Source organism: Bacteroidetes bacterium SB0662_bin_6 (assembly GCA_009839485.1).
Classification (GTDB): Bacteria; Bacteroidota; Rhodothermia; order Rhodothermales; family VXPQ01; genus VXPQ01.
In genome coordinates, this window is sequence record VXPQ01000009.1 from 14722 (window position 1) to 31052 (window position 16331).

The 16331-nt window shown below is 59.4% G+C and carries 8 protein-coding genes and 1 tRNA gene; 8 read left to right on the plus strand and 1 reads right to left on the minus strand.

Going from position 1 to position 16331, the window contains the following annotated elements; translation table 11 throughout:
* Nucleotides 1-327: 327 nt before the first annotated feature.
* The 6 genes from porU to F4Y00_00985 all read left to right on the plus strand — a co-directional run bounded on the left by porU (nucleotide 328) and on the right by F4Y00_00985 (nucleotide 14024).
* Nucleotides 328-4350 (plus strand): type IX secretion system sortase PorU, encoded by a 4023-nt coding sequence (gene porU / locus F4Y00_00960; protein ID MYE03536.1) that lies wholly within the window; start codon nucleotides 328-330, stop codon nucleotides 4348-4350.
* An 85-nt stretch (nucleotides 4351-4435) separates the two neighbouring features.
* Nucleotides 4436-5599: a type IX secretion system outer membrane channel protein PorV gene (porV, locus tag F4Y00_00965; GenBank protein ID MYE03537.1), complete on the plus strand. Its 1164-nt coding sequence runs from the start codon at nucleotides 4436-4438 to the stop codon at nucleotides 5597-5599.
* 34 nt (nucleotides 5600-5633) lie between these two features.
* Nucleotides 5634-8765, plus strand: coding sequence for a hypothetical protein (locus F4Y00_00970; GenBank protein MYE03538.1), 3132 nt, complete (start codon nucleotides 5634-5636; stop codon nucleotides 8763-8765).
* A 20-nt stretch (nucleotides 8766-8785) separates the two neighbouring features.
* Entirely contained in the window at nucleotides 8786-12322 is a 3537-nt protein-coding gene (locus F4Y00_00975) for a hypothetical protein (GenBank protein ID MYE03539.1), read from the plus strand.
* A gap of 24 nt (nucleotides 12323-12346) precedes the next feature.
* Nucleotides 12347-13033, plus strand: a complete 687-nt coding sequence (locus F4Y00_00980; GenBank protein ID MYE03540.1) for a TlpA family protein disulfide reductase — start codon at nucleotides 12347-12349, stop codon at nucleotides 13031-13033.
* Nucleotides 13034-13040: 7 nt separating this feature from the next.
* Nucleotides 13041-14024 carry a hypothetical protein gene (locus F4Y00_00985; GenBank protein MYE03541.1) on the plus strand — a complete coding sequence of 328 codons (984 nt, stop codon included), beginning with the start codon at nucleotides 13041-13043 and terminating at the stop codon, nucleotides 14022-14024.
* 61 nt (nucleotides 14025-14085) lie between these two features.
* Here F4Y00_00985 and F4Y00_00990 read toward each other — a convergent pair.
* Nucleotides 14086-14162: transfer RNA gene (locus F4Y00_00990), tRNA-Arg, on the minus strand.
* A 101-nt stretch (nucleotides 14163-14263) separates the two neighbouring features.
* Between F4Y00_00990 and F4Y00_00995 the strand changes: the two genes are divergently transcribed.
* Complete coding sequence (locus F4Y00_00995) at nucleotides 14264-15280, plus strand: CPBP family intramembrane metalloprotease (GenBank protein MYE03542.1); 1017 nt, start codon at nucleotides 14264-14266, stop codon at nucleotides 15278-15280.
* A complete protein-coding gene (locus F4Y00_01000) occupies nucleotides 15281-16204 on the plus strand; it encodes a phosphatidate cytidylyltransferase (protein ID MYE03543.1) in 924 nt (307 codons plus the stop codon). It abuts the gene before it with no gap.
* Nucleotides 16205-16331: the final 127 nt, after the last annotated feature.

Sequence of the window (16331 nt, forward strand, 5' to 3'; positions counted from 1 at the left end):
GGACTTAGGGCCTGTAGCTGTTTCGTCGAAACTTCACCGGCCGATACGCTGCAGGTGGAACCTTGCCGGGCGGGTTTCGTTTTGTGCGGGTAAGGGGGCCGTTTGTGCCCGTCGAACGAGGGTGTATTGCTTTGTATAATCGGGTACACCCGGCGCGGCTCGATATAATGCCCCCGTATCGCTTCCTTACTTCTTTTCGCCTATCGACCTGAGACTGTTACGAAACCGGACGGCTGCTTCGTCCTCGTTCCCTTAATCGTTTTCCTATTTCGTAACAGCATGTTTTTCTCTGCCGCGTAAGCGATCCGGCGAGAGAAGCAAGGTATCATGAGTGTTCGATTCGCGTTCCTTGCGGTTTTCCTGTGCTTCGTTCGGGCGAATGTGTCCGTAGCGCAGGATGTGGATATCCGTACGGTGGAATCTTCTTCGGAGGGCGTGGTTGTGGAGATTACGGTGGATTGGCCGGTTTCCATGCAGGCCCTTGTCGATTCGGCGGGGATCGAGGCATTTACGATTTCTTCTGCCCGCGCGTTGTCTTTTGGGCTGCCGACCGTTTCGGAAACGATCGAATTGCCGTCGAAGGATGTCCCCGATCTTTCGTTGCTTGCGTCTGCATACGACGAACTGGATCTTCCCGTCGGAGATACGCTGGTCGCGCAGGAAACGAGTGGTCCTGTAGTATGGCTGGATGGGTTGGGCACAAGTCAGGGGCGGCATCTCATCAATCTTGGTGTGCGGTTGCTTGTCTACGAGGATGGGGTGGTCCGCCGCTATCGACAGGTGCGCGCTTCCGTACGCTACGCAAGCGGGGCCGGCAAGCAGGGCGTGGCTTCCCGTTTCGCCGTATCCCGCCGTAACGACAACCCGCACCTCGACATTGAGGAGAGTGTGCTGGCCAACGGCGTGGTCTACAAGATTCCTGTGCATACCACGGGCTTGTACCGCATCGACAGGGAGTTTCTGGCCGCCCTGTCTGATTTTCCCTCTCCGGACGCCATCGATCCGGACCGCGTCGCTATTTACGGCAATGGGGGGGCGCCCGTACCGGCGCTCAATTCGGTGCCCCGGCTCGCGGATCTTGTCGAACAGCCCGCCTATCGCTCGGGCGGCGGCGACGGCAGCTTCGATGCAGGGGATTCGGTGGTTTTCTACGGGAAAGGGCCGTACGGCTGGACATACGGGGAGGAGGGATGGGAGCATTACGTTCATCCCTTTTCCAATGAGAATTATTACTTCGTCAAGATACTGGACGAAGATGCTGCTTTGCCTGTATCAGAGCCTTTCCCTGCGTATACGGGCCTCGAAACGCGCTCCGAGACGGAAGGGCGGTATATGGTGGATTTCGACGAGTTCATGTGGAGCAAGGAGAACGGAACCGGACACACATGGGTTATGACGCCGATCCGTGCCGGGGACTCGCGGCCCCTGATCGAAAACCTGATGCTGCCGGGACTTGTGCAGGGAGCTGTTCGCTATCAGGCGCGGGTGGCTATCCGCTCCAATCCCGCCGCCACGGTGCGCTTCGAATCGAATGGGGCGTTGGCGGGTTCTCTTCGGGCCGCGAGGAGTGTGCTTTTTGATGGTGAGGTTGCGCCCATTGCGGTTCCCGGTGTTGCTGTGTTCGCGCGCGACGCAGGCGCCAACGACCCCCTGAATCTTTCGATCCGCCTGGATGGAGACGCCGAAAACGATGCCCAGGCTTCCGTGGACTGGATGCGGGTATTTTATACGCAGCAGCTGCGGGCAACCGGCGACTCGCTCCATTTCAGTACGCCCGGGGGACAAACGGGAACGTTCGAATTTGCCCTGGAAGGGTTTACCGCAGAACCGCTGGTGTGGGACGTGACGGAGCCCGGTCATGTCCGCAGTCTTGTCGTGCGGCAGGTCGGGAACGCCTGGCGCGTTCAGATGCAAGTGGCCGATGCATCCGCGCCGCGTGAACTGGCGGTGTTTCGTCCGCCAGCAGCCCGGCCGCTTCGTGCAGAGAATGCGCAGCGTGTCGCTTCGCAGAATCTGCACGGACTTGCCGCGTATCCGGATTTCGTGATTGTAACCCCCGATGAATTTCATTCCGCTGCGGAGGAGTTGGCGGAACATCGCCGCGGGGACGGACTCGACGTGCTGGTGACGGATATTCGCGAGATATACAATGAGTTTTCCGGGGGGCTTACGGACATGCGCGGGTTGCGCGATTATCTGCGTTTTCTGTACGACAGGGGCAACGAGGCGGGTAAGCCGCTCCGGTATGCCCTGCTCTTCGGAGACGGGCACTTTAATTATCGCCGTCTGGGCACGGATAACGAGTCTATCCTCGAAAACTGGGTTCCGCCCTACGAAACGGAAGAATCGTTCAGTCCGATCGAATCATACACCAGCGACGATTACTTCGGCTTGCTGGATGCGGACGAGGGAATATGGGAATGGCCAGGCAATTCGCGTTTAACGGGTCGGGAACGTGTCGATATAGGCATCGGCCGGTTTCCTGTGCAGACTTCGGAAGAAGCCGCCGTCATGGTGGCCAAGATCAAGCATTACGAGAATCCCGCTACCTACGGCGCCTGGCGCAAGCAGTATCTGCTTGTGGCTGACGATGCGTACAACGAACTCCGGGCAGTGAAAGAAGGGACTCCGGATTTGCATACGCAGAATACGGATGTAGTAGCCGAACTGCTCGCGCAGGAGTATCCGCAAATCGATCTGCGCAAGGTGTACGGTATCTCTTACAAACGGGAATTCGCCAACGGCTGGCGCCTGCCCGGCGTCGAGCGGGACATCAACGAGGACATTCAGGACGACGGCGTACTGGTCATGAATTACAGCGGGCACGGGGGGGAATACGGGCTTGCCCAGGAAAGAATTTTTACCCTTGAGGATGGACGGGAATTGCGCAATTATGACCGCCTGCCGCTGTTCATTACCGCGACCTGTTCTTACGGGTGGTGGGATCTGTCCGGAGAACAAAGCGCTGCGGAAGTGCTGCTGCTCAACGAGCGCGGAGGCGCCATTGCGCTGATGACGACGGTCCGTCTGGTCTATACGAGTACGGGACTCGACGAGTTGAACGTGGGTCTGAACCGGGCGTTGAACAAGGAGTTGTTCAAACCCGCACCGGACGGAAGGCCCCGCCGATTGGGTGATGTCATGGTGAGCACGAAGAATACCCGGGCGGGCTTGCAGGCGAACAATCGCAAATTCAGTTTGCTCGGCGATCCGACGTTGCGTCTCGGGTATCCTTCGCGCGAAGCCGTGGTCGAGCGGGTGAACGGAACACCCGTTGAGGAGATGCCCGCTTTCCGGGCGCTGGACGAAGTAACCATCGAGGGCCATGTACGTACGACTGCGGGCGCGGTGGATCCGGGATTCGAAGGGCAGGCGCACCTTGTGGTTTTCGATGCAGCGCGCCGCGTCAACGTACCCGATCGTACTGCTATGCCCCGGGACTACTATACGGTTTGGGAGGATCTGCTCTGGCGGGGTAGCGTGCCGGTAACCTCGGGCCGCTTCAGCGCCACGTTTGTGGTGCCGAAAGATATTTCGTACAGTAACGAACCCGGTCGTGTGAGTGTCTATGTGCGCAATGCCTCCGAACATGCCGGCGGCTATACGGAGCAGATCGTGGTCGGCGGGACGGCCGCCACCTTGCCCGACGATCATGTCGGACCGGATATTTCCCTCTTTTTGAACGATACCACGTTTGTTTCCGGCGGATTGACCCCGGCGAACCCCCGCCTCATCGTAAAACTGCGCGACGACAGCGGCATCAACACGGTAGGCACGGGCGTGGGGCACGAGATGCTGCTGGTGGTCGACGGAGACGAACGCTCCGCCGTGGATATAGGCCGCCGCTTTGAAAGCGATCCCGGTTCGTTCCGGAGCGGCCGTGTCGAATATTCGTTCAGGGATTATGCGGACGGGTTGGCCGACGGGCCGCATTCGTTGTCGGTGCGCGCCTGGGATGTACTCAATAATTCGAATGTCGAATCACTGGATTTCGTGGTGGCTTCCACGCAGGACGTGGTGTTGAACAATGTGTACAACTACCCGAATCCGACGAGCGGTCACACTCGGTTCGTGTTCGAGCATAACCAGCCGGCGGGTAGCATGGCTTCCGTGCAGGTGCGCATTTACGCCCTGTCCGGACGCCCGGTCCGTACTATCGATACGGAAGAGGCGCTGCCTTCCGGAGTTTTGACCGCCGGCCCCGTGCAGGTGACCTGGGATGGGCGGGACGAGGATATGAACCTCCTTGCATCCGGTATTTACCTGTACAAGGTGCGCGTGCGCGTGGAAAATCCGGACGGCGGCCGTTCCGTATCCGAACACATAGAAAAACTGGCTATCATCCGATAGCCTTGCACATAGCAATCAGGAACCTTTTTCGCCTCCTTGAGAACGAATCATGCAACCATTCAACGAAAGCAGCAGGTACATTGCCATGAGCCGAAGATTTCTTGCCGCGGCTATTCTCACCGTATTTTTTGCAACCTTTGCCAGCCAGGCGGCTCATGCGCAGGCCGGCGGGGCCGCCGTGGTTTTTCTGCAGATCGAGCCGGATAGCCGTTCGGCAGGCATGGGAAATGCAGGCGTTGCCGTTGCAAACAATGCCTACGCGATCTTCTGGAATCCGGCAGGTTTGGCCCGGCAGGATGGCACAGAAGTTTCGCTAACCTATTCCCAGTGGCTTCCGGAGTTTAATGCAGATCTTAGCTACAGTTATTTGGGAGGTAAGCATCGGGTAGACCGTATCGGCACGTTCGGGGCCCATCTGACCTACCTGTTTCTTGGCGAGCATGAAGGGCGGGACGCCCAAAACAATCCCACAGGCACGTTCAAGTCGTACGATCTGGCGGCGGGCGCTTCCTACGGGACGAATGTGTTGGAGAATCTGGCTCTGGGCACGGGCATCCGCATGATCTATTCGAATCTTGCGCCGGGACAGACCGTGGGGGCGCAGGAAACGCGCGCCGGGGTAACGATCGGCTTCGATATTGCGGGTCTGTACAGCGTGCCGCGTTTCCAGGCCGGTAATACGGAGGTGGGGGTTGATCTTGGATTCAATCTCGCCAATATGGGTCCGCAGATCCAGTATTCGGATCAGGGACAGGCCGACCCCATTCCCCAGAATCTCAGGTTCGGGTATGCCGTTACGTTCAATTTCGACGAGTATAACAAACTGACGCTTGCACAGGATTTCAACAAAATGCTGATTCGCGTCAATATATCGGAGGACGACACACCCGGCTCTTCCACCCGGGAAGCAGATCCGTTCTACAAAGCGATTTTTTCCGGCTGGCAGCCCATTGATGTACGGATCGGTGCAGCAAATAGTGAGGAAGATGCCACCTACGAGACACTCAATGCATTCAATCAGATGACCATAGGCACAGGTTTCGAATACTGGTACCGGGACCTGTTCGCCATTCGCGCCGGGTATTTTTATGAAAACCCGAATTTCGGTAACAGGAAGTTCCTGACGTTCGGTTCGGGGGTCCGGTGGAACATCATCGGGGCCGACTTTTCGTACATCTATGCCCTGGAGGAGAATCACCCGCTGGCGAACACGATGCGGTTTTCTCTCCTCCTGAATTTCCTGCGCTAAGTACTCTCCGCATCCGCTTTTTCATGAGCCGTATATGGCGAGGATGTGCATGATCGGTGGCGATGCGATGCGGCTCCTCCTTTTGCCTGCACTTGTTTGGGCGGCAGTCGGATGGTCGGCGCCGGGGCATGCGCAGATTCATTCCGGCCCGCTCCGCAAGCCTGCAGCGCCTGCGTATGACGTGGTGGCGCTCCGCGTCGAGTTCCAACCCGATACGACCCGTTTTTCGACCGGTGACGGAACGTTTGCAGGCGATCCGTACCATGGAATCGAGCCGCTGATCGATCCGTTGCCCCATAACGCCGCCTACTTTGAGGCGCACCTTGCTTTTCTGGAAGATTACGTGGCGCGTGTTTCCGATGGCAAAACGGCAGTACGCACGCATCTTGTACCCGGCGTGGTGCAGCTTCCCAGGTCGATAGGAGCCTATGCGCCCACAGGCCTCGATGCCGACAGCGACATGGAGCGGGCGAAGCTGGCCCGCCTGGTGCATGATGCCTGGACGCTTGCCGAGGCGGACATTGCCTTCGATATGAGCGGGTTTGTACCCGGACGTACGGCGCTGCTCCTGTTTCATGCCGGCGTGGGGCGGGATACGGAGCTTTCCGGTACCTCGCTGGACCGGACCCCGGAAGATTTACCCTCGATCTTTTTCGATGCGGAAACGCTGAGCAGGCTCGGCGCCGGGGGAGCGACATTTCACGGATTTCCTGTCGATCATTCCATGATCGTTCCACGCACCGAAACCCGGCCAGGCACGGACCCCTTCAGCGGGGAGCGGTATCTGCTTGAACTTTCCATCAATGGCCTGCTTGCGGCCAGTTTTTTCAATTTTCTGGGTGTGCCGGACCTGTTCGATACCGAGAACGGGCAAAGCGCCATCGGGCCGTTCGGCCTGATGGATGCGCAGGGAATTTTTGCATACAGCGGGCTTCTCCCGCCCGAGCCCATGGCATGGACGAAGTATTTTCTGGGCTGGACGGATCCGGTGGAACTTACCGGGGACGGCCCGCGGACCGTCCGGCTTCGCGCCGTTTCGGCCCCGGATGTTTCCGAATCGGCTCGCGTGCTCGTTTCGGACACCGAATATTTTCTGGTCGAGAACCGTTACCGGGATCCGGAAGGGGATGGCCTGACGCTGCGCGTTTTTAAAGACGGGCAAATTGTCGAACAGCGCGTGGACAACGGCGATTCGCTCTTCAACAGCGTGACAACGACCGGCTTTGTCGGGGGTGTAGTGGTGGGAGCGGACGGGTACGATTGGGCGCTTCCAGGCGGTGTGGATAGTGAGGACGAAGAAATTGAGTTGAACGGGGGGCTATTGATCTGGCATGTGGATGAGCGGCGATTGTGGGCCGGACTGGCGGATTATGCCGTCAATGTGGGGGAGGAGCGCGCCATCGATCTTGAAGAAGCGGATGGCCCGCAGGACATCGGCTATCCGTCGGAGGGTTTATTCGGACACCGGCGGCATTTGGGCACGCCTTTTGACTTTTTCTACGAAGGGAATCCGTTTGGCCCCGACGGCGGGCCGCCATTGTACCGGAACCGCTTCGGCCCGGACACATATCCGGGCAGCGAGACGAATGCCGGCGGACCCAGTTTCATTGTGCTGGATGCATTTTCCGAGCCCGGTGCAGAGATGTCGTTCGATTACCGGCGGGAGACCGTGGGCGGGGCCCTCCCGGTAGATGCCCCGGAACTGCAGGCGTTGCACGGGGCCCTCATGTCGCTTCCCGCCGGGTCCAAAGTGTCGAAAGCGGGAGACCACCTGCTGCTGTACGGGCGGGATAGCGTGGCCGTTGCAACCCGAGGGCGAACCGTGTTGACAGGGCGTGTTGCTACGGCGGCATCCCCTGCCGTGGCTCCTGATAACCGCATGGCTACGTTCGAATGCAGGACGGATGCCGGCGCCGAACGCTGCGCCATCGTGGTACGGGACCTTGGGGGCTCGCTGGATGCCCCCGAAGCCGTTTGGGAAATTCCTCCCGAGGCGGGGGCGGGGCGGCCGATTTCTCCAATCGTGCATATACCGGCGGGAAACGGAGATGCATGGCATGTGCTTCTTGAAGGGGAAACGGGTGGGGTGCATGTGCAGGCCTCTGCATCCGGCGCCCGGGTTATCCCTGGTAAGTCCGGGGGAGCGTTGGGGTTGGCCGCATGGCACGGTCCGGCAGGCGCTGCGGCGCCTGTGGTCTTTGAAACCGGGGGCGTCGAGATCGACGGGACGGCCTGGAGGTATACGGTAGACGCTGCTTCCGGCGTCGGGAGTCCGGCGATAGGCAGGGAGCGCGCCGGCAGCATGGCGGTGCTTCCGCTCACCGGAACAGGGGAGTTGCTGCTGCTTGCGCCGGGCGGGGTAACGCGCCGGATCGACGTACGAGCGGTGGCCGCGTCCGCCGGGAGGGTCGGTGAAGGCGTGCTTTCGAACTACCCGGTACTCGTGGATGTGGATGGGGACAACCGGCTCGATGTGCTTGCGGCGATGGATTCCACAATCTTCGCATTTACGCAATCCGGGGCATTGGCGGCCGGATTTCCGGTGATGCTTCCGGCCCGCATTGCCGTCCAGCCGCTCGTATTCCGGTTCGAAGGGGCTGAAGGCTGGACGATACTTGCCGCCGGAACGGATGGATATCTATACGCTGTCGAACCCGGTGGCAGGACGGCAGCGCCGTTCCCTCTTGAAGCGGGGGGTGCTGTGTATACCACGCCGTTGCTTCTGGATAATCGCGTCATCGCCGTGTCTGCGACCGGCTTTGCAAAAGCATGGCAATTGCCTCCCATCCCGGAAATCTGGTGGGGGGAATTGTACGGTTCCGGCGCCCAAAGCAGTTTTTCAGCGCTCGAAGAGCAGGCCGATCCGTTTGTACCGGATGGATTGATCGATTCGAAAGAGACCTATAACTGGCCCAATCCGATAGAAGACGGCATCACACACTTGCGCATCCGGACGTCCCGCGACGCCCAGGTGCGCGTGACGATTCTGGACGCGGGCGGCGCTCAGGTAGGCGATGTGGACATGGGCAGCATCGTGGGGGGCGTGCCCACGGAAACGGTTTGGCAGGCCGACGTGCAGAGCGGTCTGTATTTCGCGCGCTTCACGGCAAAGGCGGCGGACGGGACCCGCGCCACCAAACTCATCAAGATGGCGGTTATTCGGTAAGATGGTTATTCGATAAAATAATGACCGGGCTACATACATACGACAGGGGGCAGGGGGTCTGGCGCCGGGTTGCCGGGCGTTTGGCGTCGGCGCGGATGCTCTTTGCGGTCGTGCTGGCCGGTATGCCTCTCGTGGGCGGAGCTCCGGCGGTTCAGGCGCAAAATATCGTGGATTTATACGATTTCACTCGTCCGGGGCTGGATTGGTACCTCTTCGAAACCGAGCATTTCCAGGTGGTTTTCCATCATGACGGGGCGGATAACGGAAGCAGCCGGACGGCACGGGTCGTTGCCCGCATTGCCGAAGAAATATATGCCCCGATCACTTCGTTGTACCAGTATGAGCCCGACGGCAAGGTAACCTTCGTGCTCAAGGATTTTGAGGATTATTCCAACGGCGCCGCCTATTTCTTTGACAACAAGATCGAGATATGGGCGCCTGCACTGGACTCCCCGCTTCGCGGCGACCACAACTGGCTGCGCAACGTGATCACACACGAGTTTACGCACATAGTGCAGTTGCAGGCGGCGATGAAAGCGGGCCGCCGGTTTCCGTTCCTGTATTTCCAGTATCTGGATTACGAGGACGTAAAGAGGCCTGACGTATTGTACGGATATCCGGACGTGATTGTTACGTATCCCGTCCCGACACTCAACAACCCCGCCTGGTTGGCGGAGGGGACGGCGCAGTACCAGCGCGCGTTCATGCACTACGATCACTGGGATACCCACCGCGATATGGTGCTGCGGACCCGGGTGTTGGCCGGTGAGGAACTGACGCTGGCCGAAATGGGGGGATTTTATTCGCATTCCAGCTTGCTGCGCGAACTCGTATACAATCAGGGGTTCGCGTTCACGCACTATCTCGCCGCTACGTATGGGGAGGACATACTGCGCCGATTGACTTCCGGGCTCGGAAAATGGAATACCTGGAATATTGAGAAGGCCCTGAAGGATGCGACAGGCCTTGACGCAGCCGGCGTCTATGCGGACTGGATAGAAACGCTCCGCCGCGAGTACGAGGAGCGCATGGGCCCCGTTCGGGATCATATGGTCGAAGGACGCCTGATCGAGGCGGAAGGATTCAGCAATTTTTATCCCCGTTTTTCGCCCGATGGCCGCCGCCTTGCCTATGTATCGAACAAGGGCGAGCACTACAATCTTTCTTCCCTGTATATTCTGGATCGGGAGACCGGAGAAGAGGAGGCGTACCGGCTGGAGGGCCTGGACCTGCAATCCGGTACGGCGGCGGCACACCGGCATCGGCATGGGGGCGGTGCACAGTTTGAGTGCTCACTGGGATATACGCAGAAAGCGAAAGCCGGTGTGGGCGGGTCCGTAAGCTGGCATCCCGGTGGGGATCATCTGGTATATGCCCGCACGAAAACCAATGCGGAGGGGTATCTGTTTTCGGACCTGTACCGGTTCGATCCGGAAACGAAGGAAACGGAGCGGCTGACCCGCAACCTGCGCGCGGCGGCGCCCGCATACAGCCCGGACGGTTCGCAGATCGCCTTCCTGGGACAATCCGACGGCAGCGCCAATCTGTATCTGCTGGATGTATCGAGCGGGCAAACGCGCCGCATCACGCACTATGACGACGGCACCCAGGTAACCGAGCCGGTCTGGCGCCCGGACGGCGCATGGATATACCTGACGCTTTCGCGGGGCGGCGGGCGCGATATCTACAGGGTTGCGGTCGATGATAGTTCCGCCACTCCGGAGGAGGTGCTGGTGTCGGACGCAGACGAACGGTCTCCTGCGTTCGATGCCTCCGGAACCTGGTTGTATTACGCATCAGACCAATCGGGCATTTTCAACGTCTACCGGATGCGCCTCGACGACGGAGGGGGCATATCCAGTACTTCTCCGGAGCCGCTGACCAATGTGACAGGGGGCGCCTTCATGCCTGATCTGGCCCCGGACGGCGCGATGGCGTTTGCGCGGTACGATGCGGACGGTTACCACATTGCCATGCTGGATCACCCTGTATCCATTCCGGCTCCGGCAGTGTATGTCCCGCCTGTCATTACCGGAAAAGGGGAGCCGGCGCCGGTTCTTCCGGACCAATGGGGGATGCTCGATGCGTTCGACGATACGGATATTCGCCCGTTCGACGGGGAGACCGTGTTGCGGGTGCGGAGGACGCGGGGCGATTCGAACGCCGGCCAGGAAGCGCAGCCGGAAACGGAAGAAGCGGCGGTGACGGAGGGCGTGGAGAAATACCGGAATGTGTTTACTCCGATCGGGTTTTTCCCTGTGCTGCGCATCGACAATTACGTGTCGCGGCGCGGGCGATCATTGGGCGCGCGTATTCCACAGCGCTCCGTGGGGGGGCATCTCCTGCGCACGACCAAACTGGGCGTGTATGTGAATTCGCGCGAGATGCTCGAAGAGATGTCGTTTTTCGGGGGAATCATGGTGGGTCCGGGTTCCACGAAGGCGAAGGGGGCGGGCGATCTTCTGGCGCCTTCCAATCTGCTGAAAATGGAGCGCGACGCCTTCCTCACCATTGCATACAACCGCGGCTTCCGGTTTCTGCCGAAACGATGGGCGCCGCAGTTTTCCATCGAACTGTATAACATCCGCCGGAATGTGGAGAACGGGTTGCGGATCGAGGAATTTCCCTGTACGGCCTGTTATCCGGATACGACGCACGTGGATATTGCCTACAGCCTGTGGGAAGGCAATGTCTACGCCCGCAGCAAAGTGAACAAGGCCCTGCTGCTCGAGGCCGGATACCGGTACAGTCCCTATCGCGTTTCGACCGAGCGGTTCTTCTCCGCAGAGGAAAACGGTTTCGTACCCGGTACGGCTTCCCGCTATTTCATCGGACGCGCGTTTACGGCAGGCGCCCGGTTCCAGTCTAAAAAGCTCCATCGCCACAGCGATGTACTGCCCCAACGGATACGCGCCGATGTACATTACGAGGCCGAATCGGGCCGCTTGCTGCAGCGGTTCGACGTGGAGGACGGTGTCCTCGTACCCTCGTACGAACGCGGGCGCAACCATCGGCTTACCCTGGATGCGCGAGCGGGCTTCCGGCTTCCGGGTTTGTCCGCTTCCGCAAGCCATGGTCTGGGAATCCGGTTGCGCGGCAGCACCATTCTGGGGGCCGAGGTGGATGATTTTTACAACGACTATGTAGGCGGCCTGCTGCGTGCACGGGGATATCCGTTTTACGCCCTCGGAGGCAACGAAACCTTATGGTTGCAGGTGGCCTATCATTTTCCGATATGGTCTCATGTGTCGAAGCAGGCGCTGTTCGCTTATTTCGACAAGGTATACGGCCGTATCTACGCGGATGCGGCGCTCGCCTGGAGCGAGGGGACGCCCAGGGCTGCAGACATGCGGCGCGACATCGGCATGGAACTGCGTGTCGGGCTCGGTTCTTTCTACCTTCTGCCCACTGCGTTTTTTGTCAGCGCAACCTACGGACTGGATACGTTCACGTTCGAACCCGACGAGGATTTCCTTACGGTCGACGGGAGTCGCTTTATCCGGTACGGGCACGAGTTGTTATGGCATTTCGGACTTCTCTTTGACTTTGATCTTTAACGGCGCGTTTCGCCGCTTTTGCTCATGGATTTTGCGCTTTCCTATTTCGCTGCCGCCGGTATGATCGCTGCCGGGACCGGCTTTCTGATCTTCCTGTACCGCAAGACCGGCACGCTGCTGCCGGCAGACGCCGTAGAGCGGCTGGGGTCGCTCATGTCCATGGCGCTCATTGTGACTGCCGGGCTCCTGGTGTATGTAACGTACCGGGTCGATTCGGGAAGCGGGTTCGTTTTTTCCGGCGAGCCCCGGCTGGAGGATACCGAACTGGGTGCTCCGGCTCCGGATTTTGCGTTCGTGGAGCTGCTTTCGGAAGAAGAGATGCACCTGTCCGATTACCGCGGCAAGGTGATCCTGCTCAACTGGTGGGCTACCTGGTGCGCGCCTTGCCTCGAAGAATTACCGGCGCTCAACGGGCTCCAGGACCGCTACGCGGATGAAGGGTTGGTCGTGCTCACGATTTCGGACGAATCGCGGCCGACGCTTGTTGATTTCAACAACGAGTTGCCGTTGCGCACGGTTGCGGGGTATGTCCAGGACGAACATCTTGAAAACCTTTCCGATCCGTTCCGGCGCACCCTTCAGATTCGCCCGACGACCTATGCGATCGACCGGGATGGCGTGATCCGCGATTTCGTCCTGGGAGCGCAGGATGCCCCGGCGTTCGAGCGCATGATCGCCCCCTGGCTTAAACAGACTGTTCCTTCAGAATAAGGATGCTATGCAACGCATTGTTTTGATGGGTTTTGTTGTGTTCGTTGCCGTTGTGGCGGTCCGGCCGGCTTCGTTGGCGGCGCAGGATGCAAACGAGGATGTCATCTCGGCGGCGCAACTGCGATCCCGGATACTATACCAGGATATGCCGGGACAAGCTTCGGAAAGCGTCGTACGCAGCGTGTCGCTGGCTTTCGGGATGTCGGCGGTTCTGCCGGGGCTTGGGCAAGCCTACAACCGGAACTGGATCCGTTCCGCGGCGGCGGTTGCGATAGAAGGCGGGTTGCTGGTGGCCTATTTCACCTGGAGAGATCAGGGGCGCGATGGCGAAAGGGCCTATCAGGCGTATGCCCATCGGTTCTGGGATCCGGTGCGGTATGCTTCCTGGTTGAACGATTACGCGGCCTGGCTTGAAGCGGGCACCGAGGAAATGACGCTGGGCGCCGCCGTGATTTCCCCGCCCTCCGGAATCGATTTCATGAGGCCGGACGGATGGACGGACGCAGATCGGCAGGTTGTCCGGGAGTTTTTCGATGCGATGCGTGCGGTCGAGCGCGAGGTATGGCATCCGGAGACCGGTGCGGTCTTTTCGCACGAGATCCCGTATTTCGGCGAGCAGCAGTATTATGAACTGATCGGGAAATATTTTCAGTTTGCGCCCGGATGGGTGGACTACCCTGCGTGGAAGAGCGGCGAAGATTTTACCGATGCCATCGATCCCGAGCGAACCGGCGCAAACGGTTCCAAGCCGAACGTACAGGGCCGGTTTCTGGACTACGCTGACGACCATGCCCACGCCAACACCTTACTCCGGCGCGCTTCGCGCATGTCGGCAGTGCTTATCCTGAATCATGTGCTTGCGGCGTTCGATGCGGCTATTGCGGCCCGGCTCCACAATCACCGCATCGAAACGAACATGGGGGTGGGGTATACGGAATACGGGCCGTATCGTACACCGGAGATATCCGCTGTGGTGACGTGGAGGTTTTAGGGGGCTATGCAACCCGCCACACCCCTTAAAACGTTAGACAACCCCGCACAGCATGGCGAAATGGCGCGCCCGGGAGGATTCGAACCCCCGGCCTTTGGAACCGGAATCCAACGCTCTATCCAACTGAGCTACGGGCGCAAGCATTTGTTGCGCCATAGATAACGATTGGCAGGCGCCAGGTTCCCTTGTCGTAACAGCCCGTTCCGTTTTACATCGTTACCTTTTCACCTGTACGAATCATGGATGAGTCGCCCCAACATCTTTCTCCGGATGTATCTCAAGGGGAGCCGGCCTCCGCACCGGGGGCGCGGAGGCCCATTCCGCTGGACGGATTGTTTGAACGCCGCGGCTTTTCGCCGCTGTGGACGACCTTTGCCGCCCTGGTTTTGGCTTTCGTCCTTTTTCAGATGATCATCAGCCCGCTTGCCGTAGTAGTGCTTCTGCTGATAGAAGGGGTTTCTACGGATGCGTTGCTGACGGATCCGTCCATGCTCATAGAACAGCATGCCGGCATCCTGCTTACGGCGAATACGATCGGTCAGGTGTTGGGCTTGTGCCTGCCGGCGTGGTGGCTGGCGCGGATGCACACCCGTCGTCCTCTCGCTTTTCTCCGGGTGCGGCGGCTCGATACGTCTTTCATGGTACCTGCGCTTGCCGCGCTTATTGCGCTTCTGCCCGTCGTACAGTGGCTTGGCGCCGTAAATGGAGCGCTTCCTCTACCCGAAGTCATTCGGGAGTTCGAGGCCTCGCAGATGGAACTCATCCGTCAGGTGCTTCATGTAGACACGAACATCGCATTTCACCTGGTCGTGCTGGCGCTTACGCCCGCCTTCTGCGAGGAGTTGCTGTTCCGAGGCTATGTACAGCGTCAGGCCGAGCGGGGTCTCGGCGTGGTCGGGGGCATCCTGTTTTCGGGGATTGTTTTCGCCCTGTATCATCTGCGTTTTTCACAAATCCTGCCGCTTGCGGCGCTGGGCGTGTTCATGGCGTATCTCGTGTGGCGGACCGGAAGTATCTGGCCGGCCATCGCCGTGCATTTTGTGAACAATGCCGTTGCCGTAGTAATGGGCGCCTATATTGCAAGGCATCCGGAACACGAAATCACCGATATCGAACACATAAATATGCCGTGGTATCTGGTGGTTCTGGGCGGATGTTTGTTTGTTCTGTTCGTGCTGGCGATCGAACGGAGAGCGCAGGGTCAGACCGGCAATGCGCCTGTTTTCGAAACGCTTCCGCGTTTTCGGCGTGAATAAATTATTCAGCACCAGGTCCGGCCTCTTCCATACCTTGCGGGACACGTGTATAAAAGTATCCTTCTTCGTCTTCTTACCGCACTGGTAGGCATTCCGATTATCGTCGGACTGCTTTATCTGGGTTCCTGGCCGTTCGTCCTGCTTGTATTGGGTCTGGCTTTGATGTGCCAGCATGAGGTGTACCGCCTGCTTGAGGAGGGGGGGCTGCATCCGCATCGCATTCCCGGCTTGCTCATCGGCGCGCTTTTTGTCCTGCAAGCCGCCTGGCGCCCTGCGCTTTATGTGGCCGCTGCAGTCGTTGTAGGGGTGGTGGCCTGCTTTCCCTTGTATTCCGGATTGTCGGGGCGGGAGGGGGCGGAGACGCGTGTGGCAGGACCGGGAGGCGTTCGGCCCGATTCGCCGGGGACGCGCCGCCTCGGAGCCACACTGCTGGGCATTGTGTATCCGAGTGTATTGTGGGCCTTTTTGATCGAACTGCGTTTTGCAAACGGGCTGGGCATGGACGATGTATCGGCATTCTATCTGACGCTGGCCGTTTTCGTGATTGTATGGACTGCCGATACCCTGGCGTTTATAACCGGGCGGCTTTTCGGACGGTATCCGCTTGCGCCTGCGGTGTCGCCGAAGAAAACATGGGCCGGCGCTATTGGCGGGGTGTTCGGGGCGCTTGCGGCAGCGGTCCTGTTTCAGCTGTTCGTGTATGAGATAACTTCCTGGGTAAACATACTGCTTCTGGGCGGGATCGCCGGGGTGTTGGGACAGTTGGGGGATCTTGCGGCCAGTCGGTTGAAGCGGTTGGCCGGTGCGAAGGATTCCGGCTCGCTGTTGCCCGGGCATGGCGGCGTGCTGGACCGGTTCGACGCCATGCTTCCGGTAGCGGCTGCGATGTATTTGTACCTGCGCTTTGCCGCCGGTGTCTTTTAGGGCCTGTTAGCACTATGCAGTTGCCTGCCGGTTCGGAGCGATGCCGGTAAGGCTGCTGTGTGCAACGAGTGGACACTCGTTCCGGAACGGGGCACCCCGCCTTGTGTATATTCGATCGGGAAATCAG

What these genes read in the sequence shown, in the direction of transcription:
- F4Y00_00970 (MYE03538.1), top strand. Translation starts at nt 5,634, where the DNA reads ATGGCGAGGATGTGCATGATCGGTGGCGATGCGATGCGGCTCCTCCTT.
- F4Y00_00975 (MYE03539.1), top strand. Translation starts at nt 8,786, where the DNA reads ATGACCGGGCTACATACATACGACAGGGGGCAGGGGGTCTGGCGCCGG.
- F4Y00_00980 (MYE03540.1), top strand. Translation starts at nt 12,347, where the DNA reads ATGGATTTTGCGCTTTCCTATTTCGCTGCCGCCGGTATGATCGCTGCC.
- porU (MYE03536.1), top strand. Translation starts at nt 328, where the DNA reads ATGAGTGTTCGATTCGCGTTCCTTGCGGTTTTCCTGTGCTTCGTTCGG.
- F4Y00_00985 (MYE03541.1), top strand. Translation starts at nt 13,041, where the DNA reads ATGCAACGCATTGTTTTGATGGGTTTTGTTGTGTTCGTTGCCGTTGTG.
- F4Y00_00995 (MYE03542.1), top strand. Translation starts at nt 14,264, where the DNA reads ATGGATGAGTCGCCCCAACATCTTTCTCCGGATGTATCTCAAGGGGAG.
- porV (MYE03537.1), top strand. Translation starts at nt 4,436, where the DNA reads ATGAGCCGAAGATTTCTTGCCGCGGCTATTCTCACCGTATTTTTTGCA.